The sequence below is a fragment of the Microlunatus antarcticus genome (assembly GCF_014193425.1).
GTDB classification, from domain to species: domain Bacteria; phylum Actinomycetota; class Actinomycetes; order Propionibacteriales; family Propionibacteriaceae; genus Microlunatus; species Microlunatus antarcticus.
In genome coordinates this window covers 1532738-1557126 of record NZ_JACHZG010000001.1, presented here as the reverse complement: position 1 = coordinate 1557126, position 24389 = coordinate 1532738, and the positions used below count along the sequence as shown (strand labels likewise).

The window sequence follows — 24389 nt, the reverse complement described above, 5'->3', positions numbered from 1 at the left end:
CCTCCCCCCGCTCCCCCGTCCGACCCACGCTCCTCCACGACCTCCAGAAGGACCGGCCATGCCCTCCGCAGACCTCACGCTCGACCCGCACTTCACCGTCGGCGAGGTGAACCGACGCCTCTTCGGCTCCTTCGTGGAGCACCTCGGCCGCTGCGTCTACGACGGCATCTACGAGCCCGGCCACCCCAGCGCCGACCCGGAGGGCTTTCGCACCGACGTCATGGAGCTCGTCCGCGAGCTGGGGGTGTCGGCCATCCGCTACCCCGGCGGCAACTTCGTCTCCGGCTTCCGCTGGGAGGACTCCGTCGGTCCGCGCGACGAGCGGCCCGCCCGCCTCGACCTGGCCTGGCACTCGCTGGAGAACAACCAGGTGGGCCTCGACGAGTTCGCCGGCTGGCTGGAGAAGGTCGGCAGCGAGCTGATGTACGCGGTCAACCTCGGCACCCGCGGCGTGCTGGAGGCCGTCGACGTGCTCGAGTACGCGAACATCCGCTCGGGCACCGCGCTCTCGGACGCCCGCATCAAGAACGGTCGCGTCGACCCGCACCGCATCAAGATGTGGTGCCTCGGCAACGAGATGGACGGCCCCTGGCAGCTCGGCCACCGCAACGCCGAGGACTACGGCAAGATCGCGTCGCAGACGGCCAAGGCCATGCGCCAGCTCGACCCCGACCTCGAGCTCGTCGTGTGCGGCAGCTCCAACGCTCAGATGCCGACCTTCGGGTCGTGGGAGCACACGGTCCTGCGCCACACGTACGACGACGTCGACTACATCTCCTGCCACGCCTACTACGAGGAGCGCGACGGCGACGCCGCGAGCTTCCTCGCCTGCGCGACGAACATGGACCACTTCATCGAGTCGGTCGTCGCGACCGCCGACACCGTGCGCGCCGAGCTCGGGCGCACGAAGCGGATCAACATCTCCTTCGACGAGTGGAACGTCTGGTACAACACCCGCTTCCACGCCGAGGAGCAGATCACCGACATCGAGCGCTGGCCGACCGCGCCGCGGCTGCTCGAGGACGCGTACTCGGTCATCGACGCGGTCGTCGTCGGCAACCTGCTGATCTCGCTGCTCAAGCACGCCGACCGGGTGACCGCCGCGTCGCTGGCCCAGCTGGTCAACGTCATCGCCCCGATCATGACGGAGCCCGGCGGCCCGGCCTGGCGCCAGACGACGTTCTTCCCGTTCGCGATCACGTCGCGCCTCGCCGTCGGCAACGCGCTCGAGGTCCGGCTGACCTCCGACACGTACGAGACGAAGGCGTACGGCGAGGTCCCGCTGGTCGACGCCGTCGCCACGCACGACCCGAGCACCGGCCGGGCGGCGATCTTCCTCGTCAACCGCTCGCTGGACGCGTCGACCACGGTCACGGTCGACGTCAGCCACCTCGGGGCCGTCGACGTGCTGGAGACCCACACGCTGGCCGACGACGACATCTACGCGGCCAACACGCTCGCCGACCGGGAGCGGGTCGGGGTGGCGCCGAACCCGACCGCGAAGGTGACCGACGGCCGCCTGACCGTCGAGCTGCCGCGCGTGTCCTGGACGGCCGTCGCGCTCGGATGACCGCGGTCGCCTCGGTCGACGTCAGCCTGGACGCACCGCCCACGACCTACGCGCGGGAGGTGTTCGGCCACTTCGTCGAGCACTTCCACCGCCAGGTCTACGGCGGCATCTTCTCCCCCGGCTCGCCGCTCAGCGACGAGCAGGGCTTCCGGGCCGACGTCGTCGAGGCGCTCCGCGAGCTCGCGCCACCGGTCGTGCGGTGGCCGGGCGGCTGCTTCGTCTCGAGCTACCACTGGCTCGACGGCGTCGGGCCGGACCGCCGGCCGCACTACGACCTCGCCTGGCGGGTGACCGACCCCAACACCTTCGGCACCGCCGAGTTCGTCGCCTGGTGCCGGGCGATCGGGGCCGAGCCGTACGTCTGCACCAACGCCGGGACGGGCACGGCGAAGGAGATGAGCGACTGGGTCGAGTACTGCAACCTGCCCGCCGGCAGCGGCCGCTGGGCCGACCTCCGCGCCGAGCACGGCTCGCCCGACCCCTTCGACGTGCGCTTCTGGAGCATCGGCAACGAGAACTACGGCGACTGGGAGATGGGGGCCAAGACCCCGGCCGAGTGGGCCAGCCTCGTCCGGGAGTCAGCCAAGATGATCCGCCACGTGGACGAGGACGTGTCCCTGCTGACCGCCGCGCGCGCCGACCTCGGCTGGACCCTGCCGCTGCTGACCGCGGCCGGGTCGAACCTCGACCTGATCTCGATCCACGGCTACTGGGACGTCCTCAACCTGGTGGAGGCGCCGTCGGACTACCTCACCGCGGTCGGCCGCTCGCTCGGCCCGCAGTCCGACATCGAGCGCACCCGCGACATCCTCGGCGCCGCCGGCCTGGCCGAGCGGGTCGGCATCGCCTTCGACGAGTGGAACCTGCGGGGCTGGCACCACCCGGACGGCGACCGCCCCGAGCTGATCGCCGCGCGCGACCTCAACGACGTCAACAGCACCTACACGATGGCCGACGCGCTCTTCTCGGCGAGCTTCCTCAACGCCTGCCTGCGCCACGGCGACGTGGTCAAGATGGCCAACATCGCGCCCACGGTCAACACCCGCGGCCCCCTCTACGTCCACCCCACCGGTCTGGTGCGCCGGACGACCTTCCACGTGCTGGCGATGTACGCGCACCTGCTGGGCGGGCGGGTGCTGGCCAGCACCGCGCTCGCGGACGGACTCACGGGCGCCGACGTGCCGGTGATCGACCACCTGGCCACGGTCGACGAGGCCGGCACCCGCCTCTCGCTCGTGCTGGTCAACCGCGACCCCACGGCGGCGGTCGCCTGCGACGTCCGCCTCGGCGGTCACGTCCTGGACGGCGCGTACGACGCGACCGTGCTCGACGGCCCGTCGGCCGACGCGTACAACGACGTGGACCACCCGGGGACGGTCGTCCCCCGCCCCGTGACCGTCGGCGTCCACGCGGGTCGGACGTCGCTCCCGCCGCACTCGCTGACCGTGGTGCACGTCGACCTCCCCCTCGCGCACGGCGCGGGCGAGGTCGGCCTCCGCCCCACGGACGGCGCAGCCTGGCACGCGACACCCCGCGGCTGGTACCGCACGCCGTCCAGCCACTAGGGTCGGGCCCGTCGACGCTCCCTGAGCTTGTCGAAGGGCCTCGCAAAGGTCAGCGTCCGTGGAGGTGGCCCGTGGTGCCGAAGGTGCTCTTCGTCGGCGACGACGCGAGCTCGACCCAGATCGCCGAGACGCTGCTGCGCCGGCTGGTCGGGGACCGCATCGAGATCAGCACGGCCGGCGCCCAGCTGCCCGACCCGGGCGGGCGGGCCGACCAGATGCTGGTGATGATGGGGCTCGACCCCGCCCACGAGGAGCGGCTGAGCGTGCGCTCGCTGCACTCCGCCGACCGGGTCGTCATCCTGTCGACGACGCTCGACGTGGCGCGGGTGCCGGGACGGTCCTACGAGGAGTGGGACGTCGAGAACGACGACCTGCAGGAGCGGGTCCGCGTCCTCGCGCTCGACCTGCTGGGCCGGGAACCAGACCGGCGCACCCGTCCGCTGGACGTGGTGCGCCGGATCCTGGCCTTCGTGAGGGCGACCGTCAGAAGATAGATTTCGGGTCGTAGTACTCGTCGATGTTGTCGCAGCCGATCCCGACCGCCTTCGTGAAGGACTCCGCCGGGAAGTCGGACGGCTTCTTCGCCCCCGTGGCGATGTCGACCGCGATCCCCAGCGCCTGCTCGGCGGCGAGCGACGGCGAGTTCAGGCCGGTGGAGATGTAGCGGCCGTCGCAGCCCCCGGACTTGATGAGGGCCAACGCCTCCTTCTGCCCGTCGGCCGACGCCGCGACGTACACGTTCTTGTACTTCTCCTGGCCGTTGACGACGTTGTAGCCGCCGAGGGCCATCGAGTCGTTCAGGCCGAGCACGAGGTCGGTGTCCGGGTTGGCCGCGAGCATGTTCTCCGCGGCGACCTGCCCCTTGTCCTGGGCGTAGTCACCGGACTGCTCGCCCTTGATCTCGTACGCCAGGCCACCCTCCTTGAGCCCGTCGAGGAAGCCCTGCCGCCGGTTCGGGCCGACGAACTCGTCGGTCGCCGGGCCGGTGAGGATGACCATCTTGATCGACTTCTTGCCCAGGCCCAGGAACCGCTTGGCCGTGAGCTTGCCGGACTCCCGCCCGATGGTCAGGTTGTCGGAGGAGACGCTCGTGGTCCCGGTGCCGGGGACACCCGTGTCGATGTAGATCACGGGGATCTTGGAGGCAACCTGGGTCATCATCTCCTTCTGGCCCTTGACGCTCGTGGCGTTGACGACCAGGACGTTCGCGCCCTGCGCCATCATCGCCTGCATCTGGTTGAGCTGGATCGCGGGATCCTTGTTCGCCGCCTGGAAGAGCAGCTTGAAGCCCTTCTGCTTGGCGATGTCCTCGGACTGCACCTGCATGGCGGCGAAGTACGGCGCCTGCAGCTGCTGCTGGGCGAAGCCGATGACGACCTTCGACACGTCGGGCTGCACCCCGCCGGCGGGTCCCTGTGCGGGCGTCGACGACGGGTAGATCTGGCCGCAGGCGCTCATGGCGACCATCAGGGCGCCGCCGCTGGCGACGGCGGCGGCGCGAACCGCCCGCGACCGGAGGGTGCGGGACTTGAGCGTGGTTCTCATGGGGTCCTCCTGCCGGTTCCGGCCGGGCTCACTTCGCCGCCGGCGCGGTGGTCCGGCGCTTGCGGCTGAACTGGATGGTGGCGAGCGTGACGGCGACCAGGATCAGGGCGCCGCGGAAGGCGTCCTGGAGGAACGTCGAGACGTTCAGCAGCGACAGCAGGTTGGCGATGACGGCGAAGATGATCGTTCCGACGACGGCGCCGAACACCTTGCCGTAGCCGCCGGAGAGGCGGGCCCCGCCGATGACGACCGCGGCGATGGCCTCGAGCTCCAGCAGGTTGCCGGCGGTCGAGGTGCCGCTGGCGAAGCGGCCGAGGAACATCCAGCCGCCGAGCCCGACGAGCAGGCCCGCGAGGATGTAGACCGACCAGAGGGTGGTCTTGACCGGGATGCCCGAGCTGCGGGCGGCCTCGATGTTGCTGCCGATGGCGTAGACGCGACGGCCCCAGACAGTGCGGTAGAGCAGGAAGGCGATCAGCGCCACCATGACCAGCCAGATGATCGCCAGCAGCGGGATGCCGATGATCGTGGTCTGGCCCAGCGTGGCGTAGCTCGAGGCCGCGGTCGGGTTGATCGGGATCCCGTTGCCGTACGCGTAGACGAGGCCCCGGGCGAGGGCCAGCATGCCCAGGGTGACGATGAAGGGCTCGAGACCGCGGAAGGCGACCAGCCAGCCGTTCACCGCGCCGACGATGCCGCCGATGATGATGGCGACGACGAGGCCGAGGAAGACCGAGGGACCGCCGAAGAGGCCGGCCGCGATGACCGCGGCGAGGCCGAGGGCGGAGCCCACGCTGATGTCGATGCCGCCCGTGAGGACGACGATCAGCTCGGCGAGGGTGACCACGCCGATGATCGACATCTGCAGCAGCAGGTTGGTGAGGTTGGTGCCGCCCCAGAAGATCGAGCCGCGGGTGATGGTCGCCACCAGCAGCAGCGCGACCAGGATGTAGAGGGCGTACTGGCTCTTGAGCCAGTCGAGCACCGGGCTCCCCTGGCGGGCCTCCGGCGGGGCTGCCGGGGCCGGGGCTGTTGCCGTGGCGGTCATCTGTGAAGACTCCTTCGTCGGTGAAGCAGGTGCGGGTCGAGCCGTGGGTCGTACGGCCGGGGTCGTCCGCGAGGGGACGACCGGTCCGGCGTGGTCAGTCCTGGTGCGTGAGGGCGGTGCGGATGAGGTCGTCGGTGTCCGCCTCGGCCGGGTCGAACTCCGCGACGATCTGGCCGTTGCGCATCACGAGGATGCGGTGGCAGAGCGAGAGCAGCTCCTCGGCCTCGCTGGAGATCACCAGGACGCCCTTGTCGCGGGCCGCCACGCTGTGGATGATCTCGTAGATGTTGGCGCGGGCGCCGACGTCGATGCCCTTGGTCGGCTCGTCCAGCACGACGAAGTCGGGGTCGGACTCGAGCCACTTGGCGATGACGACCTTCTGCTGGTTGCCACCCGACAACGAGCTCGTGTACGTCTTCGGCCCGCCCTTGACCTGGAACTCGCTGATGAGCTCCCGGACCCGGCTACGCTCCTTCTTGGAGTCGATGACGCCGCCCTTCGACCACTTGGGGAGGACGACGAGGCTCATGTTCTCGCCGTTGTCGAAGTCCTTCACGAAGCCCTCGAGGCGACGGTCCTCGGTCAGGTAGACCACGGACTTCTCGAGCGCGGCACCGGGCGAGTTGAGCTGGACCTGCTCGCCGCGGATCTCGATCGTGCCGCTCGCGGCCTTCTTCTGCCCGGTGATCGTGCGCCCGACGGACGACCGACCGCTGCCGACGAGCCCGTACAGGCCCACGACCTCGCCCGGGAAGACGTCGAACGACACTCCCGCGGCCGTGCCGCCGTGCAGGTCACGGACCGAGACCAGGGGCTGCTTGCCCTCGGTCTGGGCGGGCTTGGGGCGGTCGAGGGCCTTGAGGGCCTGACCGATCATCAGCGTGGCGATCTCGTCCGGGTTGGTCTCGGAGGTCTTGAGGACGTCGACGAGCAGGCCGTTGCGCAGCACCGCGATCCGGTCCGACATCGCGAAGACCTCGTTCAGCCGGTGGCTGACGAACATGATGTGCGTCCCGGCCTCGCGCTCCCGCTTGACCAGGTCGAGGATGTCGTTGAAGTGCTCCTCGCTGGTCGAGGCCGTGGTCTCGTCCAGGATCATGATCTTGTGCGTCGTCACCTCGGCGCGGCTCAGCGACAGCATCTGCCGCTGACCGGGACCCAGGTCGCGCGCGAGCTGGCTGGTGCGCAGACCGCCGAGGCCGACCTTCGCCAGCACCTGCCGCGTCTCGTCGCTGTTGGCGTCGACCTTCGTCGCCCAGGGGCGGATGTCGCGGCCCTCGCGGAGCTTGTAGAGCCAGACGTTCTCGCCGACGGTGAAGTCGTCGATGATCAGCGGCTCCTGGAACATCATCAGGACGCCGGCCTGCTCGGCCTCGGCCGCGTTGCGCACCGGGTGCGGGAAGCCGGCGATCTGGATCTCGCCCTCGGTGAGGGGCTGGACGCCGGCCAGGAGCTTGGCGAAGGTCGACTTGCCGGCGCCGTTCGCACCGCAGACCGCGAGCACCTCACCGGCGTAGCCCTCGAGGTCCACGCCGTCGAGAGCCTTCACGCCCGGGTAGTGCTTCTTCACCCCCGTGGCGCGGAAGAGGACGTCGTGGGCCTGGGCCGGGGCCGAGGCGCTCGGATCGGTGGTAGTCGTCATCGACTCAGATCTCTCGAGGTGGGTGTGCACCTCGAACCTCACGCATAACAGTGGTGCTGTCAATGATCTTGGGGTTGCGACACGGGCACGATTGAGCCCGGTCCACAAGATCAGCAGGCGCGTCGGGCCCTCAGCCGTGCTCCGGCGGGGCGGTCGAGTCGACGTCGAGGGCGTAGTCGCGCAGGATCCGGCGCAGGGTGCCGAAGGGGTGGAGGCTCGGCTGCGAACCGGCCTCGACGACGCCGGCCGCCATGTGCACGAGCGGCAGGTCGGCGCTCGCGGCCCACCCGCGGAGCGCTGCGGCCGCCGTCGGCGCGGACACCCCGTAGTAGGCCATCAGCATCCCGACCGCCTGGTCCACCACGCTCCGGTCCTGGAACCGGTCGTCGGGGTGGGCGCCCGCCGACGGCGAGCCGGGACGGGGAGCCGGCTGGAGCCGGTCGCGGACACCTTCGTGCCGCCGGGGTCGTGGCATGACCACCTCGCTGCTTCGTCGGGACGGCAAGCGGCGGGTGCGACACCACCAGGCACCCACGGCTGCTCCCTAGCCGCTTACAGCGTAAATGGTCTGGATCCCGACCGGCAAGAGGCTCGTGAGTCCAGATCCCTCCCGTCGGACCCGCGCCCGTCTTCGACACCCGTCGAAGAGCGCGGCCTAGGGTGAGGCTCCCATGCAGACGACGGCCGCGACGACCCCGGAGCCCGACGGGCACGAGGACGTCCAGCTGGCGGTCGACCGGCTGGCCGTCCGCCTCGACCTGTCGGTCCTGGTCGAGGACCGTCGGCAGCGCCCGGTCTGGTGGTCCACCCGTGGACCCGTGGACGGGACGCGCGTCCGCACGATCCTCAACCGGCGCGTCGACACGGCCGTCGCCCGGGCGGTCAAGACGTTCGACCTCGCCCACGCCGTGGCCCCGGTCCACACCCCGGGCATCCCCGAGCTCGACATGTGGGCGCGCTGGTGCATGCCCGTGCACCGGGGCGACGAGCTGCTGGGGCTGCTCTGGGTGCTCGACCCCGACGACCGCGTGACGCCCGGTGACTTCCCGGCGATCGTCGCCTGCGCCGAGCGGGCCGCGGAGGTCCTGGCGCGGGCCGAGGTCTCCCAGCGCGACGTCGCGCGCCGTCGGGACCAGCTCCTCCGGCGGCTGCTCGACGGTCGCGACGTCGAGGTGGCGCGCGAGCTCGCCCAGCTCGAACAGCTACCGCCCGACGCGCGGGTGCAGGTCGACGCGACCCCGCGACGCGGCGGCTGGGTCCTGCCCGACGGGCTCCGGGCGCACGTCGCCGGTGCACGCGCGCACCCGGCCACCAGCGGGACCCCGCTCCCCCTCGTCGACCTCGCCGAGTCCGTACGCCGCGCTCGCGCGACCCTGCGAGCGGTCCGCGCCGGAGCCGCCCTCGACCCGGTGTCCTGGGACGCCCTCGGCGCCTGGCGGCTCGTCGTCGACGCGCCGGACGACCTGTCGGCCGCGGCGATCCACCCCGCCGCGGAGACGCTCGCGGGTCTGCCGAGGACGGACCTGCTGCAGACGGCCCGTACGGTCCTCGACCTCGGCGGCGACGTGGCGGCTGCGGCGGAGCAGCTGCACGTGCACCGCACGACGCTCTACTACCGGCTCGACCGGATCACCGAGCTCACCGGCGTCGACCTGCGCCTGGGGCGCGGTCGCACCGACCTGCAGCTGGCGCTCTGGCTGGTGGCCTACCGCGCGGCGGACGCGAGCGGCTGAGGAGGCACACCGACCGACGGTCGGACCGCAGCCGGCAGGTCGTCCTCGGTCCCTTCGTCACCTGACCACCGATGTGTAAAGTGATCACGTCGCGAAAATAGACGGCGTCTTGTGCGGCCGTCGCCTGCAACCCGAGGTCACCCGACCTGGGTCAGCGTCTCCAGCAGTGGCCTCCGTGGCCACGCTCGGGGCTCGCTCGCGAGCTCCAGATCAGGAGCGCTGTCGTGTCTTCACCCATCATCGTCATCGGCGCTGGCCTCGGCGGCCTCGTCACCGCTCGCATCTTGAGCATGCAGGGCCTCGAGGTCGTGGTGTACGAGGCCGAGACCTCGATCGGCTCACGAGCCCAAGGTGGATTGCTCGACCTCCACGAGTACAACGGTCAGCTGGCCGTGCGCGCGGCAGGACTGTGGGACGCGTTCCTGGCTCTGGTCCGCCCGAACGAGGACGCCAAGCGGGTCGTGGACAAGGCCGGCAACGTGCTCCTCGACCACCCCGGCAGCACGGACGGGACCCGCCCGGAGATCGATCGGGGCGACCTCCGACGCATGCTGGTCGACTCGCTGCCGCTTGGCGTGATCCGTTGGGGCCACAAGCTCACCTCCATCAGCACCACGAGCGAGGGGCACCACGAGCTGCAGTTCGCCAACGGCCACCGCATCGTCACCGAGGTGCTGGTGGGCGCTGACGGTGCGTGGTCACGGGTGCGCCCCCAGCTCACCGACGCACGTCCCGACTACAGCGGGGTCACCTTCATCGAGACCACGCTGGCCGACGGATCCGGCCGGTACCCGGCCGCCGCTGCGCTCGTCGGAGACGGAACGCTCATCGCGCCCTCCCCGGGTCAGGCGGTCATCTCGCACCGGCACGCGAACGGCAGCCTGACCACCTACGCAGCCGTGACCCGGTCGGCCGACTGGCTGGCCTCGATCGACCTCGACGACCCGGAAGGCGGAAGAGCCGAGATCGCGACCGCGTTCGCGGACTGGGCGCCACCGTTGCGCACCCTGGTGACCGAGTCTGACGCAGCCCCGACCGTTCGAGCGATCCACGCCCTCCCCGTGGGGATCAGCTGGGCCCGGACGCCCGGCGTGACCCTGGTCGGTGACGCCGCCCACCTCATGTCGCCCTTCGCCGGCGAGGGTGCGAACCTCGCCCTGCTCGACGGCGCCGAGCTCGCCCGCGCGATCATCGCGTCACCTGACGACACCGAGGCGGCGATCAGCGCGTACGAGCGCGACCTCTTCTGGCGTAGCGAGACCTTCGCCCGGGCGAGCGCGTCCAACCTGATGCTGTTCTTCGGCGCCGACGCACCGGGCTCGGTAGCCGGACTGTTCCAGCGCGTTCTGTCCTAGCCACGAGTGCGTGAGCTCTCCCCCTCCTGAGCCCTGTCGCCCGGAAGCGGTCTTCCACCGAGGTGCCGTGGTGGTCAGCGAGATGCGTCGGGCCCCGTCGCGAACCAGCAGGGGTACGACCGTGTCTTACCACCGAGTTCCTGCACGAACAGGAGCCGTTCGTCCTCGTCCAGCCAGTGGCGCTGGCCGGGGTGAACGATCAGGGGCTGCTCGAGGACCAAGGGGGATCCGCCCACCGCACGTCTGATCTCGGTGACGAGCAGCAGCCATTCAGCGACTACCGGTTCGTCCACGGTGTGCTGCGCGCCTGGGACGTCCTGCTGTTGTCACGCCAGGGCGGAGCGTGCCGAGCGGCCACATCGAAGGAAGCCTTGCTGCGTGAGGGAAGTGACGACTCGAGCTCGTAGACCCCGCTCATGCCGGAGCGAAGGACGCTGCACCGGCTGTTTGTCGCAAGCCCGGCGGGCACGGGCCGCTTGGGCGCCGTACTTATGTTCTCTCCGGGCGCTTGCCCTGGTGAGAACCAATCAGAAGTAGCCCCGACGGGATTCGAACCCGCGCTACCGCCTTGAGAGCGCGATTCAGCGCCTCTTTCGACGTCTTTCGACAGTGGCCGAGAGTCTGCAAAACCCGTCATGACAAGGGACGATACTCCGATCTACATCTGTCGATTGTTGTCCATGTTCCGCACCGCCTTGCGTCCTCGTGAGTCCTGCTCGCCCCCAGGCGTGGAGTAATCGAACACCCACGGGGATCTACTCGGCTTGCTCGCGCGCCTGGCGACGCGATCCCGTCAGCACACGAACCCTTTCAGCCGAGCTCAAGCTGCTGCCCTGCTTTGGTACGAACTGGCGCTTGCGGTGGTCATCTCTGCTGCAGGAACGACAGGTCGCCAGTGGCCCGAAGGGCAAGGCCGCCGACAAACGGATGCGGCCCGGCCTGTCCGCGCAGCACATGGGCCGCGGCCGCGACCTGGCGCACCCCAACCGCAGCAGGCTCGGCCCCCACGCCCGCCAGACTCGGCACCCGAGAGTCCCGACCTGCCGCTCGAGCGCGCGATCGCCGGCAAGGCGATGCTGCACACGGACTGGGAGGACATGGCCATCCTCGTCGCTGGCCCCCGGACGCAGTACACGACCGCCTAGGCGATCGCCGCGCTGCTCGCCGCCCACGGTCAACCTATGGGTCTTCGACGCCCAGGGCGTCGCCGGCGACGTAGCCGTGCGGCACTGGGACCCGCTGCCCTACATCACTGGACCGACGCTGTCCGAGGCCAGGGCCGAGCGGCTCGCCGCACAGTTCTTCACGTCTGCCCGTCCTGCCGGGACCAAGGTCGACGCCGACTTCGACATCGACATCGAGGCCAAAAACCTCACCTTTCTGATGCTGCTCGCCGTCGCCTGCGTCGGCCAGCCAGTCACCGTTGTCTGCACCTGACGAAGCAACCTTGTGTTACCGTATTCGAGTAAGCCGCTGCGCGGGTGTCGTATTACAAGGAGCCTCTTGCCCACGATCACTGTTCGGCTTGATGACGACACACGTGAGGCCCTGCAGCAACGCGCCGACGCTGAGCGCGTCACCGTGAGCGACTTCGTGCGCGACCTGATCCGCGAGCAGGTCGTCAAGGTGCGCGCCGACGACGACGCGACCTCGGAGGTTCCTGTTCCTGAATCGCTCAGCCTGCATGACCGCCGCACGCTCTCCCTGCTGCACCGGATCCTGGCCAGGGTGCTGCCCGAGGACGCGAACGACGTCGACGGCGATGCGGCCTACCAGCTCGAGCGCGCGGAGGTGTTGGAGAAGGGTTACACGCAGGAGTACTGGGTCGAGTTCGCCGGCATCTCGGCCGAGCTCAGCAACCGCGATTGCAAGCGGGTGATGGATATCCTTGACATGTTCCGGATCGCGCGTTACAGCCTCTCCGAACTTGAGAAGGCCGGTAAACCGGCTGGCGAAGAGCTGGTCGAGGACCTGCGCTTCGGGGGCTTTGACCACAACGACCCCCTCGAGGGGCAGATGGCGGACTACGTCCGGCACCTTGTCGCCAATGACCGCTGGTCTGAGCAGGTTGACTTCATCAACGGCCCCACCGGGGGAAATTCTCACTCCCCCACCCTTGAGCGGTACCTGAGAATGCTCGCGGAGTACCGCCGCATCAGAGCCGGGCGTCCGTGGTCAGGCCGGCGCGACGCCTACCTGCTCTCCGTCGACGAGCTGATGGCCGTCGCGGCGGCCCAGACCCACCCGGATAACAGGTAGAAACGCGCAAGGCCAGTAGGTGTGGCCTGGCGGGCGACAACGAGCGCGAGCCAGACCTCGGACGGGTCTCAATCACCGAGTCAAAGAGCAGGGGTCACCGCGGTGTCAGCGCACGTCTTCGTTGACGAGAGCAAGCGGCGGGACTTCGTGCTCATCGCCGCCACTGTCGTACCGGGCAACCTGGCTACGGCACGCAGGACGATTCAAGACCTCTACCTTCCCGGACAGCACGGCCTCCACATGGTGAAAGAAGGAGCAGGCCGGCAGCGGACCATCCTGCGAGCGGTTGCCGCGATCGACGTCGCGGTGAACGTGTACTTCGCCTCCAAAGGAACTCACAACAGCGAGCGCGAGGCTCGGCTTCGCTGCCTCGAGCGGCTGGTCGAGGACATCGCCGAACAGGGGCACGCGAACCTCTGCCTCGACCGCGACGACTCCATCGCCCACGTCGATCGGCACACCATCGCACGCAAGCTCAACCAGGTCGGCTACACAGGATTGACCTATACCCACGGCAAAGTCGTGAACGAACCTCTGCTGGCCATCCCAGACGCGGTTGCGTGGGCCTGGCCCCAAGGCGGCCGCTGGCGCGAGGCCTGCAGCGACGTCGTCGCGCACGTCGAACACGTCGAGTAAGCGCGGAAACCCGAGCGCCACAACCGTCCGGAAGGGTCTCGGGTCCACTTCTCAGGACTACTGCCCCGAGCAGGAGCCAGGCTAGCACTGGCCAGACACGACTGAGGGGCGGACGCTGGACTGCCCGCCATCGGCATGGAACGACGAGGACGACCGACCATAAGCGGAGCACACCCAGGTCGACGGAGCGCCCCGAGTCGCGTCGCACCCCAAGTGTCGTACTCGGGGCTCGCCAGGACAGGGTTCTGTCACCCGCGATAACACAGAGAATCACAGGTGTGTGTCCCGTAAGAGCTGGGTCGGTGGGCATCACGGTGACCGGGGTGCTTCGCTATCCGGGTGATCATGTGGCGACGACGACGGTACGCCCAGCCACTCGAACCGGTCAGCGCCCCGCCGAGTGGTACCCCGACCTCCGACCTCGATCGGACCAGTAGCGCAGATCCGCGAATCTCGCTCGTCTTAGAGCAGGTCCTACGTGGATTGTCCCAGCAGCAGGCCGGCTTGAACGAGCTCCGCTCGAGAGCGGCCACCCTGGTCGCAGCAGCCGCGCTAGGGACTTCGTTGCTCAGCACGTCCGCGCTGCGCATCAACCAGGGGTGGTCGGACCGCCTGTTCGTTGGCTTGGCGCTCGTCGCCCTTGGCGTTGTGGTCGTGTCCGCCGTCCTGATCTTGTGGCCGCGCGAGTGGAAGTGGCGGACCGACGGGCACAAGCTCCTCATCGACTACGTCGAGGCCGATCCCCCAGCAACTATCAACGAGATGCGCCGAGACCTGGCGTACTTCATCACCGACGATCTCAGAGAGAATGACACCAAGCTCAAGAACTTGTGGCTGCTGCTGGAGGTCGCGATCATCGCAATAGCCGCAGAGGTTGCCTTCTGGGCCGTCGTCATCATCTTCTAGCGACAGGGCGCACGTGTCCGACAAGAACAAGGCCCGCCAAGAGCCAGCCCCGCCATCCGCTCCGGTACAGCCGGCGCGGCCGGCACCGCCGACCAGGCCGTCGCCGAACGTCGCCGTCACCGGCGGCGGGCCCCCCCCGCAGCAGCCTGCACCGCAACGGCCAACGCCCCCTTCGCGCCCCTCGCCAACAGTCCCTGAGCGTCGCGGGACCAAGCCACCTCCCACCCCGCCCCGGGTACCCAAGAAGAGCTCCTAGCCGTGAGCTCAGTGCCCAGCGAACGACGGCCCCAGATCTTCGTCGCGTCGTCGTCGGAGGCGATTGACGTCTGCCGCAACCTTCAGGCCGAGCTGGAGTCGTCCGGCGAGTGCGACGTCGAGCTGTGGACGCAGGGTGCCATTCTGCCGTCGCAGTACACGATCGAGGGGCTGGTGGACGCCGCTCGACGCATCGACTTCGCCGTCATAGTCGCTACTCCCGATGACATCTCGGAAAAGCGTGGTGATCGCGCTGCCTCGCCTCGGGACAACGTGATCTTGGAACTCGGCTTGTTCGTCGGCGTCCTAGGCCGGCAGCGCACCTACCTGATCGCCGACACCACCGTTTCGATGCAGCTCCCGACCGACCTACTCGGCCTGACCTATATTCCCTACCGGCCCCGGCCCGGCGGCAACCATCGCGCTGCCGTGGGCACGGCCGCCACACAGATTCTCGAGCGCGTCCACGCTCTGGGGACCCGGTCTGACCCCGGCTCAGGTTCAGCCGTGGGCTCGGCTACTGGAGCGGACCACGCGCAGGTGCTGCACTACGAGATTCAGCGGATCTGTGCTGATGCTGCAGCCCAAGGTTGGCGGGTTCGGACTAACTCTCACACCACCTTGCGCGTACAGAGCCCGCGTGGGCGGACGCTAACTTTCAGTATTGGTGAACCGTCATCTTCGCGGGTACGGCTTCGCGAGTTCGCTGCCGATTTGCGGGCCCACGGCCTGCGGGTGAACCACAGCGTCCGCCGGCGCGTCGAGGACTCTCCGGTCCGGATCGGCTGAGGTTCTCCCGCACGTCCCACTGCCGGATCGCCCGGCTAGTTACGTGCGGGAGAACAGCGCTCCAACTCAGCCGCTACTGAGAACTCCCCTTCGGGGCGTGCCGCGCCTGTCCAACGGCCAAGCATGCGGTCAGCGAGTCGCTAGGGCTTATCGCCCTCACAACCACCACCCGGGCGGCGTGTGCGGCTCCGGCCGCACCTCTTGGCTGTCGGCGAGGTGCAGACTACTGCCCCGTAGGCGCGGCCTGTGGCACAGTCGGAGCGTGGCTAAGCGACTGGTGTACAAGCGCAAAGACGACAAGTGGGCCTGGAACCTCACCGTGAACGGCGAGGTCGTGGCGACCGACGGCGGGCAGGGCTACGAGAACGAGTTAGACGCAAGAAGCATGGCTGACCGGATCATCAACGGCGAGTTCTCCGACGCGGACAGGAAGCGGCGAGACACCCCGCCTCCCGGCAGCTGATGCCGGCACTGCGCCGCACTGAACCCGAATCTTCGATGGATCTGCGGGCTACAGCGCGGGCACGACGCCGCGGACGGGTAGATAAAGGACGTTATCTGACGGTCCGTCGAGCCGGAGGCCGATGGTCCGGCAGGGGGACCGACCTCTCGAGACGCCCGCCGCTGACCCCTTGCTGAGACGCTGGAGCCCCATTGAGATGGGTGCTTCCTACCGGGCACGAGGTGTCCTGCCCCATTCATGTACCTCTAGCCGGTCGGGTCCTCCGACCATGCGAACACCTGCTTGAGTTATGGCGAATATGCGTCCTCCGGTACGTCGGGTCGACGTCTCTCCCGAGGGCTGGCAACCACGCGCCTCGTCCAGATCAGCCGGAGTGACGCTGAGCGAGGAACTCCTACACACCTCTTGCACTCCGACTGCCTGGCGCCGTTGAGGTGAGCGTGGGCGAGGCGTTGGCGGCCTTCGGGGTGCGTGACGTTGTCGCTGCACAAGTTGTGGGCGGGGTCGGGTTACGAGTACCTGACCCGACAGGTCGCGCGCCAGGACGCGACGCACGCTGGCCGGGCGCCTCTGGCGTCGTACTACTCCGAGCGAGGCGAGACGCCGGGGCTGTGGGTCGGGTCTGGCCTGGCCGGCGTAGACGGACTCACAGCCGGACAGGTGGTCGAGGCCGAGCAGATGCGGTCCTTGTTCGGCCAGGGCCTGCACCCCCTCGCGGAATCACGTGTCGCGACAGCCGCGGCGGCCGGAGCGTCCTTATCGGAGTCGGCGAAGGCTGGCCATCTCGGCGCACCGTTCCGGGTTCGGTCAACCTCCGACACCGCGTTCGAGGCGGAAGTGTCGCGGCGCCTCGCGGCGCGCCGTTCTTCCTCCGGTGAACCACCGACGTCGCCTCAGACCGGGCGGGCGGCGGCAGTGTCGAAGGTCGCGGCGGAGTGGTTCGAGCGTCAACACGGTCGGGCTCCGTCGGATGCACGGGAGCTGTCGTCCGCGGTGGCGCGGTGGTCGGCGAGTCCTGCGCAGCCCGTGTCGGGGTTCGACCTGACGTTCTCACCGGTGAAGTCGGTGTCGGCTTTGTGGGCGGTCGCTCCCCCGGCTGTCGCTGCGGAGATCGAGCGATGCCATCGCGCGGCGGTCGGGGACGCCTTGCGGTTGGTCGAGACGCGGGCGTTGTTCTCGCGTGAGGGTGCGCGGGGGGTACGTCAGGTTGAGGTGACCGGTCTGGTGGGTGCGGCGTTCACTCACCGCGACTCTCGTGCGGGGGATCCGGACCTGCACACCCACGTGGCGGTCGCGAACAAGGTGCAAACCCGCCAGGGCAAGTGGCTCGCAATCGACGGGCGCGTCCTCTACGCCGCGACCGTTGCGGCGTCGGAGACGTACAACACGGCGGTGGAACGTCACCTGGGGGAACGACTCGGCCTGCGCTTCGCTTCCCGGTTGACCGGAGAGTCCGGTGATCGAGGACGGCGTCCGGTGCGGGAGGTGGTCGGCGTCGACGGGCGACTGCTCGAGGGTTGGTCGTCGCGGCGGCGCGACATCGACGTGCGCCGGGCCGAGCTCGCGCGTGACTTCCAGCAGCAGACCGGGCGGCCGCCGACGCGTCGCGAGGCGTGGGCGCTGGCCCAGCAGGCGACCCTCGAGACACGACCGGCGAAGCACGAGCCCCGCAGCCTCGACGAGCAGCGCACGGCGTGGGCCGCGCAGGCAGATCAGCTGCTGGGCGGCCGGGCTGTCGTGGACTCGATGGTCTTCCGGGCCCTTGCTCCCCGACTAGAGGTCGGCCCACCCGTCGACGGAGCTTGGATCGCCCAGACCGCCGGACAGCTCGTCGCGGTTCTTGAGGCCGAACGAGCGACGTGGAATGTGTGGCACCTGCAGGCCGAGGCGCAGCGGCAGGTTCGCACCCTCGATGTCACCCCCGACATGGCGGGCCATGTCGTGGACCTCGTGGTCGGCGACGCGATCAATCGCTGCGTTCCCCTGATGGGACCCCCAGGCCTACCAGTGCCAGTGGAGCTGCAGCGGTCGGACGGGTCGTCGGTGTACGAGGTCGTCGGAACGCACCGGTGGACGTCCTCGCGCGTGCTGACGGCGGAAGACGAGATTGTTGCCGCCGGAGCGCGGCATGACGGCCGGCGGGTCGACACAGCAACGGTCGAGCTGGCTCTCAGTCAGGCAGCGTTGGAGGGGCCGGCGTTGAACCCGGGTCAGGTCGGGCTTGTGCGGGAGCTGGCCGGTTCAGGGCGGCGGGTGCAGCTGGCCCTGGCTCCGGCCGGGACCGGCAAGACCACCGCCCTGCGGGTGCTGGCTCAGGCGTGGGTGTCGGCCGGAGGGAACGTGGTCGGACTGGCCCCGTCCGCCGCGGCGGCCGGCGTCCTCGCCGAGCAGCTGGACGGGCCGACCGACACCCTCGCCAAGCTCGTCTGGGCCCTCGACCATCTCGACGCGCCGCGACCGGCCTGGGTGAGTGAGCTGGGCCCTCGTTCGTTGGTCGTGGTCGACGAGGCCGGGCTGGCCGACAGCCCGAGCCTGGCCCGCGCAATCTCTTACGTGCTGAAGGTCGGGGGTTCAGTGCGGCTGGTCGGCGATGACCAGCAGCTTGCTGCTGTCGGCGCTGGCGGTGTCCTCCGCGACCTGGCGGCGCGGCATGGGGCGGTTCGGCTCGACGACGTCGTCCGCTTCAGTGATGCAGCGGAGGCGGCCGCGTCGCTGGCGCTGCGCGAGGGGCGCCCCGAGGCGATCGGCTTCTACCTCGACGAACACCGCATCCACGTCGGCGACACCACGACCGCAGCCGACCAGCTGTTCGCCGCCTGGACCACCGACCGGGCCGAGGGTCGCGACAGCCTGATGCTCGCCCCGACCCGCGACCTCGCCGCTGACCTGAACGCACGCGCCCGCGCCACACGCCTCTCGACAGCTCCAACATCCGCGTCGGACGTGCGCGAGGTGGTCCTCGCGGACCACAACCACGCCAGCGTCGGCGACACGGTCATCACCAGGACGAACGACCGACGCCTCAGGTCAGGGTCGCGGTGGGTCCGCAACGGCGACCGGTGGAGGGTCAATCATGTCCACCGCGACGGAAGGCTCACCGTACGAACCATGAACGGCGACCGGAAGGTCACGCTCCCCGCCCCCTATGTCACGGAGTCGGTCGAGCTCGGCTACGCCAGCACCATCCACGCCGCGCAAGGCTCCACGTGCGACACCGTCCACGGCCTGATCACCGGCCAAGAAACCCGCGCGCAGCTGTACACACTCCTCACCCGAGGCAGGTCCGCGAACCACGTCTACCTCCAGCTCGACCCCGACGCCGGCACCCGCGAGCCGACCGGGCCCGACGCGGCACCATCTCGGACCGCGACGCAGATGCTGGAGCAGATCGTCACCCGTGACGGCGACGACCAATCCGCCACCGGCTACCGCGAGGACCTGCACGACCCCACGCTCCGGCTCCCCGACGAGATAGACCGCTACCGCGACAGCCTCCGCCTCGCCGCCGAACACACCACCCCACCCGAAGTCGACCTCCACCTCACGACGACAGCCCAGCGACTCGTCCCCGGCCTGACCGACGAACCCGCGTGGCCCACACTGCGATCCCAGCTTCTTCTCGACGCCACCTACGGCCACGACCCCGCACACCAGCTCACCCTCGCCGTCGCCGTCGCGCTCCAACTCCTCGACGACCCGGACAGGCCCGCCCACGACCGGGCGGCTGTCCTGCACCGCCGCATCCTTAGCGGCCAGGCATCGCCAGCCGGTGGTCCGCTGCCCTGGCTGCCCCCGGTGCCGGAACGCCTCCTCGAGCACCCGACCTTCGGTGCCTATCTCACCGCCCGCAGCACCCTCGTCCGCGACCTCGCCGAAGCGGTTCGAACCAACAGCGCGTACGTCCGGCCAGCGTGGACCAACGCCCTCCCGGAAGACGCAAATCCCGATGTCGTCGGCGACATCGCCGTCTGGCGAGCGAGCCACCGAATCCCTACGAACGACCCCAGCCCGCTCGGAGCACCTCCGACCGACCCGTCCACGCAACCCTGGTATCACCACCTCGAGGTTGCGTCTGGAGTCGCCGCAACCGACCATGCCGAACCGCTGCTGTCGCCATTCGCCCGGCCGGGGACCGACCCCTACCGGCCACAGCTCGAACGCCACCTCGCCTCTCTCACGCGTCAAGACGTCGCCGTCAGACCGGCGCTGCAAGCAGCGCTCGACGAGAAGCCATTACCCGACGACTACCCCTCCGCGGCCTTGTGGTGGCGCCTGCAACGACACCTTTCGCCCGAGGCCATCAAGGCGCTCGAGCGACGACCGGCCAACCAGTCCGACAACACCACGCGGATACCCGAGGGCCCGGCACCGGCGAGGATGGTCACAGCGCAGCACCGGGTGGATCTGGCTCTTCTTGTGGCTGGCATGCTCCGCCTCGGCCAACCGGCACCCGTACCCGAGCGCCCTTCTGTCGAGCTGGCGCCCGAGCGTCGAGCGGAACTGCTGAAGGTCAACGAGCTGACGCTGCACTACTACCGCAGCCGGTACGCCGGGTCCTGGTCTGCGCGATACCTCACCGAACGGTGCGGCAAGGACCTTGCCGACGACGCCCGCTTCTCCCCCGGCCACGCACCAGCCGGCTGGACCCACCTCATCGACCACCTCCGCACCCGTGGCGTTACCGACCAGGACATGCTCGACGCCGGCGTGGCCCGCCACACGAGCCACGGGAACCTGATCGACCTGTTCCGCGACCGACTCGTCCTGCCCATCCACGACACCGACGGCGACCTCGTCGGCTTCGTCGCCCGACGCCACGACCGGCCAGGCACACCCACCGAACCGAAGTATCTGAACACCCCGACCACCGCCCTCTACAGCAAGAGTCACCACCTCTACGGCGCCCATCTGCTCGGCCGGGGACGAGCTCAACGCCCTGTCGACGACAACGAGCTCACCCGCACGGGCAGCGCTGCACGAGTTCCCGTGCTGGTCGAGGGACCACTCGACGCCATCGCCATCAGCCTCGCCGACGGTGACCGCCACACCGGCGTCGCCACCCTCGGCACCGCCCTCACCGACCAGCAAGCCGCGCTAATCGGCCATCTCCGGATGGACCCGATCCTCGCCCCTGACCCCGACACCGCAGGAGCCGCAGCAGCCGAGCGCGCCTTCTGGACCCTCACGCACGCCAATCTCGACCCGCGATTTGCTCAGCTACCCGCATCGGCCGATCCCGCCGAGCTCTACCGCCGTCACGGCGCCGCAAGCGTCCGAGCCGTGCTGGCCAACGCCGGCCCTCTCGCAGACCACCTGCGCACAAGTCCCGGGCAGGCTGTTCGTGAACAGATCGACTGGTTCCTGCGCATCGCCGCCGCCCGCCCGCCGCGCACTTGGGCGACCTCGGTCGACATGCTCACCCACAAGCACCACCTCGATCCCACCTGGCTGCGCGAACAACTCCTCCACCACGTCCAGAACGACTCTCAGCCGCCGACACGAGAGGGTCGGGTTGGGGAACGACTCGACCTGCTACGTCCATCACCCGCCACACGCCGACCCGCGACCACCCTCGATCAGCGCGAGACTCACTTGGAAGATGTGGGAAACGCTGGTCAGCCATCGGGACCTGTCCAGGGCCGCACCAGGTGACCCCCGACCCCAAGAAGCCGCCGAACGGCATCCATCGAGGGCGAGCTGCCAAGACTCACCACTCGGTAGCTCTTTTGAGCTCGAACAGCCCGCAGCCGTACTTGAAGGCGCCACTCGCCGTCACCCATTGGTCCCCTCGGTTTGGGCGCGTCAGTGAAGCTCGGCAGCAAGACGTGCCGCTTGCGCGAATCGCCGCGGGCAGTCTGAGCGCGTCAACGCTGCCTCGAGGCTCGACCAATCCCGCTAGCACCAGCCTGGTCGGCCCGCGGCTGAAGTACAGGTGCGGAAAGTCGAACGTCAAACTCTGCTATGGAATACGACCTTCTTCAACGTCTCGGGATGGATCCCTACTCCTTGCGCTGCCGCATGAATTGTTGCGCCGTCGTCGTCCTCATTCGTGGAGGCAAGCGGCAGAGGAGACTTCAGGCGTTACCCTCGTCTAGTCAGGAAAGCGTGATGAAAGGAAGCACAATGGCACAGCGGGTACAAGTGATCCTCGAAGACGACCTCGACGGCTCCGAAGCTGACGAGACCGTCATGTTCGGCCTCGACGGCGTCGAGTACGAGGTCGACCTCTCCACCGACAACGCCCAAGGGCTACGAGATGCGCTCGCCCAATGGGTCGCCGTCGCCCGCCGCACCGGTGGCCGTCGCAAGCGAACCGTCAACACAGCCGTAGCCCAGCCTGTCGACAGCGACAACGCACCGACTACGAGCGACATCCGCGCCTGGGCGCAGGACAACGGCTACGAGGTGTCCAGCCGAGGACGCGTCTCCACAGACGTTCGCGAAGCGTACGAGAAGGCCAACGGCTGAAACAGCAACTCATCTGTGCCGAGGCTCGGCCGGCGTCCCCCGGGCCTCGGCGCGATGACCAGGCGGCCGAGTCGTTGACGCGCCGCACCGGAACTCAGGTCCTCGACCAGCAGGCATCTGTCGATAGGTCGCGTCAATCTGGTCGACGCGACTCGACCATTCATCTAGTCTTCGCAGACGCGTGGATGGTTCGTCACACGCGTAACGCGATCACCGCGGGGCAGCCCGACGATGAGTCGACCAGTTAGTCCAGTCCTTCGAAACTGGGCCGCGACGCTTAATTGGACCACTACCGCCGTGGCTCTTCGAGAGCTCCAGAGCCGGAGGATGAGATGGGCGGCACATTCATCGTTCCTGCGTCGGTCACGTCCACAGTTCGAGCACTCAGCGACGAGGCAGCCAGCAGAGGTTTCGACGTGCTCCCCGTCGTACTCGGTAGGGACCTTCCGCTGGTACCCACCTCGGGCCAGCTACATCTGTTCGGAGGTCCTCGTCTCGCCGCCCACGTCCAGCGCCAGTCCCCGCTCGCGCTCCTTGAGCCCCACGACGACTGGCTGGCCACCCTTCCCGAGCGTTTCCTGCGGCGACAGGTCCAGCTCGTGCCTGCACTCGAGGCTTACGGCTTGCAGGAACAGCTATTCGTCAAGATGCCCCGAGAGAAGGGCTTCGAACCTGGTCCGTACTTCGGCTACGAGCTGCCGACCTTGCCGGAGGACGAGCCGCTGCTCATCAGTGACCTGGTGACGATGACGGATGAGTACCGGTTCTGGATCCTGGACGGCGCCGTCCACGCCTCGTCTAGCTACCGGATCCGCGGTCACCCCGACGCCCGGCAGCTCGACCCCGACGCACGTCCGTCCCTTCACCGCTTCGTAGACGACCTGCTTGACGGGCATGCTCACAACCTTCCGAGCGCCGTTGTGGTCGATGTCGCCTGGGTCAGCCAACCCAGCCCGGGATGGGTAGTTGTCGAGGCGAACATGGCTTGGTTCAGCGCTCATTACGCGGCCGACCCCGCCCGAGTCTTCGACGTGGTTCTTCGGGCAGCCGGACCACCCGAAGCCGTACTCGCCCGAGACGCACGATTCGTCGACCCGAGATAAGCGCTCGGCTCACAGTCGGGTCACCGCGCCACGATCAGCAAGGACGAGTATCAGCGGAGGAACAACGTGGACAGTTCTGACCAAGATCAGACACGCATACCGGCAGAGCTGGTATGCGCTGCGAGGTCCCTCAGGTGCGGACTGGGCGGGCAGTGAGCTCGCTGGTGCTGCCGAGCGGCAGCACCGTGCTGGGAATGCGCTCGGATTCGATGCTGGCGACGAGGAAGCCGTCGAACTGCTCTCCGGACCACACCTTGAACTCCTGGCTCCGCCCAACTGGGGAGGCGACCGTGTACGTGTACCCCCACGCGTGTCGGCGGTTGTCCGTGCGGAACAGCTCGCAGCGCGTCACGGCGCCGGTCTCTCCGTCAGAGAGCACGACCCATGTTCCGGGCTCAACTCGGTCGTCAACGGCCAGGAGCGCCGGATCCACCATCCGCTGGCCCAACACGGTGAGGACCAGCGCCTCTCCGGAGGCGGAGACGGCCAAGACGTTGCCGTGGACGGGGTTGGTCTCGCCATCCTCGTCGCTGCCGTCGCCGCGGACGGAGAGAAAGACCTCGTCGCCATCGCTGGGCACGTATGTCTCAGCGGCGGGGAGGGCGAACACGGCGTCGACGGGAAGCTCATCGATGCCCTCGTCCTGCTGGTCGGACCGCACCCTGACGTGGGTCGAGCCGACGCTGACGGCGACGCCGACGGCGTGGCGGGCGTACGGGTCGGGCGCCATGTCGGGTGGGTACTCGACGGACATGGCGACGACGTGGGTGCCGATCTCGACCCGGCCGGTCGGGACCGGGACGACGTGGAGGTCCTCGAGAGGCATGTGCAGGACGTCGAGGCCGCCGTACGACTTGACGTCGTAGCTGTCATCACGGTTGACGTCGTAGACGACGCCGCGGTGCGAGCACCAGGGGGCCAGGGGGTTCGGATACACGACGTGTGTCCCGGGGGCGAGCTCAGTCACCGGATCTCCTCGGCAGCGGGCGATTGCGGGCACTTGGAGCCGTCTTGGGCTCCGCCGGCGTCAGACACCGAGACCGCCGCCGGGA

The 24389-nt window shown here is 68.9% G+C and carries 19 protein-coding genes; 14 read left to right on the top strand and 5 right to left on the bottom strand.

Annotated features, from left to right (window positions below):
- Window positions 1-58 precede the first annotated feature (58 nt).
- From arfA to FHX39_RS07205, 3 genes are all read left to right on the top strand, one after another.
- Window positions 59-1570 (top strand): arabinosylfuranosidase ArfA, encoded by a 1512-nt coding sequence (gene arfA / locus FHX39_RS07215; RefSeq protein ID WP_183337438.1) that lies wholly within the window; start codon window positions 59-61, stop codon window positions 1568-1570.
- Window positions 1567-3135, top strand: a complete 1569-nt coding sequence (locus tag FHX39_RS07210; RefSeq protein ID WP_183337437.1) for an alpha-L-arabinofuranosidase C-terminal domain-containing protein — start codon at window positions 1567-1569, stop codon at window positions 3133-3135. Before arfA ends, FHX39_RS07210 begins: the two co-directional genes overlap by 4 nt.
- Before the next feature lie 74 nt (window positions 3136-3209).
- Complete coding sequence (locus FHX39_RS07205) at window positions 3210-3629, top strand: hypothetical protein (protein ID WP_183337436.1); 420 nt, start codon at window positions 3210-3212, stop codon at window positions 3627-3629.
- Here the strand turns inward: FHX39_RS07205 and FHX39_RS07200 are convergent.
- From FHX39_RS07200 to FHX39_RS07185, 4 genes are all read right to left on the bottom strand, one after another.
- A complete protein-coding gene (locus FHX39_RS07200; RefSeq protein WP_183337435.1) occupies window positions 3619-4680 on the bottom strand; it encodes a sugar ABC transporter substrate-binding protein in 1062 nt (353 codons plus the stop codon). The two genes, FHX39_RS07205 and FHX39_RS07200, sit on opposite strands and share 11 nt — an antisense overlap.
- Window positions 4681-4708: 28 nt before the next feature.
- Window positions 4709-5728, bottom strand: coding sequence for an ABC transporter permease (locus tag FHX39_RS07195; RefSeq protein WP_183337434.1), 1020 nt, complete (start codon window positions 5726-5728; stop codon window positions 4709-4711).
- 94 nt (window positions 5729-5822) lie between these two features.
- Window positions 5823-7370, bottom strand: a complete 1548-nt coding sequence (locus FHX39_RS07190; protein ID WP_183337433.1) for a sugar ABC transporter ATP-binding protein — start codon at window positions 7368-7370, stop codon at window positions 5823-5825.
- 130 nt (window positions 7371-7500) lie between these two features.
- The gene (locus tag FHX39_RS07185) at window positions 7501-7845 is read right to left on the bottom strand and encodes an ANTAR domain-containing protein (protein ID WP_183337432.1); all 345 of its coding nucleotides are present in this window, start codon (window positions 7843-7845) and stop codon (window positions 7501-7503) included.
- A gap of 196 nt (window positions 7846-8041) precedes the next feature.
- On the opposite strand from FHX39_RS07185, the gene FHX39_RS07180 reads away from it, so the two are divergent.
- The 11 genes from FHX39_RS07180 (at window position 8042) to FHX39_RS07130 (ending at window position 23337) form a co-directional block, all read left to right on the top strand.
- Complete coding sequence (locus FHX39_RS07180; protein WP_183337431.1) at window positions 8042-9103, top strand: PucR family transcriptional regulator; 1062 nt, start codon at window positions 8042-8044, stop codon at window positions 9101-9103.
- Between the two features lie 224 nt (window positions 9104-9327).
- A complete protein-coding gene (locus tag FHX39_RS07175; RefSeq protein ID WP_183337430.1) occupies window positions 9328-10458 on the top strand; it encodes an FAD-dependent oxidoreductase in 1131 nt (376 codons plus the stop codon).
- A gap of 1221 nt (window positions 10459-11679) precedes the next feature.
- Window positions 11680-11895 (top strand): hypothetical protein, encoded by a 216-nt coding sequence (locus FHX39_RS07170; protein WP_183337429.1) that lies wholly within the window; start codon window positions 11680-11682, stop codon window positions 11893-11895.
- A 66-nt stretch (window positions 11896-11961) separates the two neighbouring features.
- Complete coding sequence (locus FHX39_RS07165; protein WP_183337428.1) at window positions 11962-12717, top strand: YfbU family protein; 756 nt, start codon at window positions 11962-11964, stop codon at window positions 12715-12717.
- Between the two features lie 102 nt (window positions 12718-12819).
- Window positions 12820-13353 carry a hypothetical protein gene (locus FHX39_RS07160; protein ID WP_183337427.1) on the top strand — a complete coding sequence of 178 codons (534 nt, stop codon included), beginning with the start codon at window positions 12820-12822 and terminating at the stop codon, window positions 13351-13353.
- Window positions 13354-13857: 504 nt separating this feature from the next.
- Window positions 13858-14259, top strand: a complete 402-nt coding sequence (locus FHX39_RS07155; RefSeq protein ID WP_183337426.1) for a hypothetical protein — start codon at window positions 13858-13860, stop codon at window positions 14257-14259.
- A gap of 258 nt (window positions 14260-14517) precedes the next feature.
- Window positions 14518-15303 (top strand): TIR domain-containing protein, encoded by a 786-nt coding sequence (locus FHX39_RS07150; RefSeq protein ID WP_183337425.1) that lies wholly within the window; start codon window positions 14518-14520, stop codon window positions 15301-15303.
- 262 nt (window positions 15304-15565) lie between these two features.
- Window positions 15566-15766, top strand: a complete 201-nt coding sequence (locus FHX39_RS07145) for a YegP family protein (RefSeq protein ID WP_183337424.1) — start codon at window positions 15566-15568, stop codon at window positions 15764-15766.
- Window positions 15767-16237: 471 nt separating this feature from the next.
- A complete protein-coding gene (gene mobF / locus FHX39_RS07140; RefSeq protein WP_183337423.1) occupies window positions 16238-21418 on the top strand; it encodes a MobF family relaxase in 5181 nt (1726 codons plus the stop codon).
- A 471-nt stretch (window positions 21419-21889) separates the two neighbouring features.
- Entirely contained in the window at window positions 21890-22234 is a 345-nt protein-coding gene (locus tag FHX39_RS07135; protein WP_183341050.1) for a histone-like nucleoid-structuring protein Lsr2, read from the top strand.
- Window positions 22235-22566: 332 nt separating this feature from the next.
- A complete protein-coding gene (locus tag FHX39_RS07130; protein WP_183337422.1) occupies window positions 22567-23337 on the top strand; it encodes an ATP-grasp domain-containing protein in 771 nt (256 codons plus the stop codon).
- 130 nt (window positions 23338-23467) lie between these two features.
- Here FHX39_RS07130 and FHX39_RS07125 read toward each other — a convergent pair whose 3' ends face one another.
- Window positions 23468-24304 (bottom strand): hypothetical protein, encoded by an 837-nt coding sequence (locus FHX39_RS07125; RefSeq protein ID WP_183337421.1) that lies wholly within the window; start codon window positions 24302-24304, stop codon window positions 23468-23470.
- Window positions 24305-24389: the final 85 nt, after the last annotated feature.

What these genes read in the sequence shown, in the direction of transcription:
- FHX39_RS07195 (WP_183337434.1), bottom strand. Translation starts at nt 5,728, where the DNA reads ATGACCGCCACGGCAACAGCCCCGGCCCCGGCAGCCCCGCCGGAGGCC.
- FHX39_RS07185 (WP_183337432.1), bottom strand. Translation starts at nt 7,845, where the DNA reads ATGCCACGACCCCGGCGGCACGAAGGTGTCCGCGACCGGCTCCAGCCG.
- FHX39_RS07135 (WP_183341050.1), top strand. Translation starts at nt 21,890, where the DNA reads ATGGCACAGCGGGTACAAGTGATCCTCGAAGACGACCTCGACGGCTCC.
- FHX39_RS07180 (WP_183337431.1), top strand. Translation starts at nt 8,042, where the DNA reads ATGCAGACGACGGCCGCGACGACCCCGGAGCCCGACGGGCACGAGGAC.
- FHX39_RS07210 (WP_183337437.1), top strand. Translation starts at nt 1,567, where the DNA reads ATGACCGCGGTCGCCTCGGTCGACGTCAGCCTGGACGCACCGCCCACG.
- FHX39_RS07130 (WP_183337422.1), top strand. Translation starts at nt 22,567, where the DNA reads ATGGGCGGCACATTCATCGTTCCTGCGTCGGTCACGTCCACAGTTCGA.
- arfA (WP_183337438.1), top strand. Translation starts at nt 59, where the DNA reads ATGCCCTCCGCAGACCTCACGCTCGACCCGCACTTCACCGTCGGCGAG.
- FHX39_RS07200 (WP_183337435.1), bottom strand. Translation starts at nt 4,680, where the DNA reads ATGAGAACCACGCTCAAGTCCCGCACCCTCCGGTCGCGGGCGGTTCGC.
- FHX39_RS07190 (WP_183337433.1), bottom strand. Translation starts at nt 7,370, where the DNA reads ATGACGACTACCACCGATCCGAGCGCCTCGGCCCCGGCCCAGGCCCAC.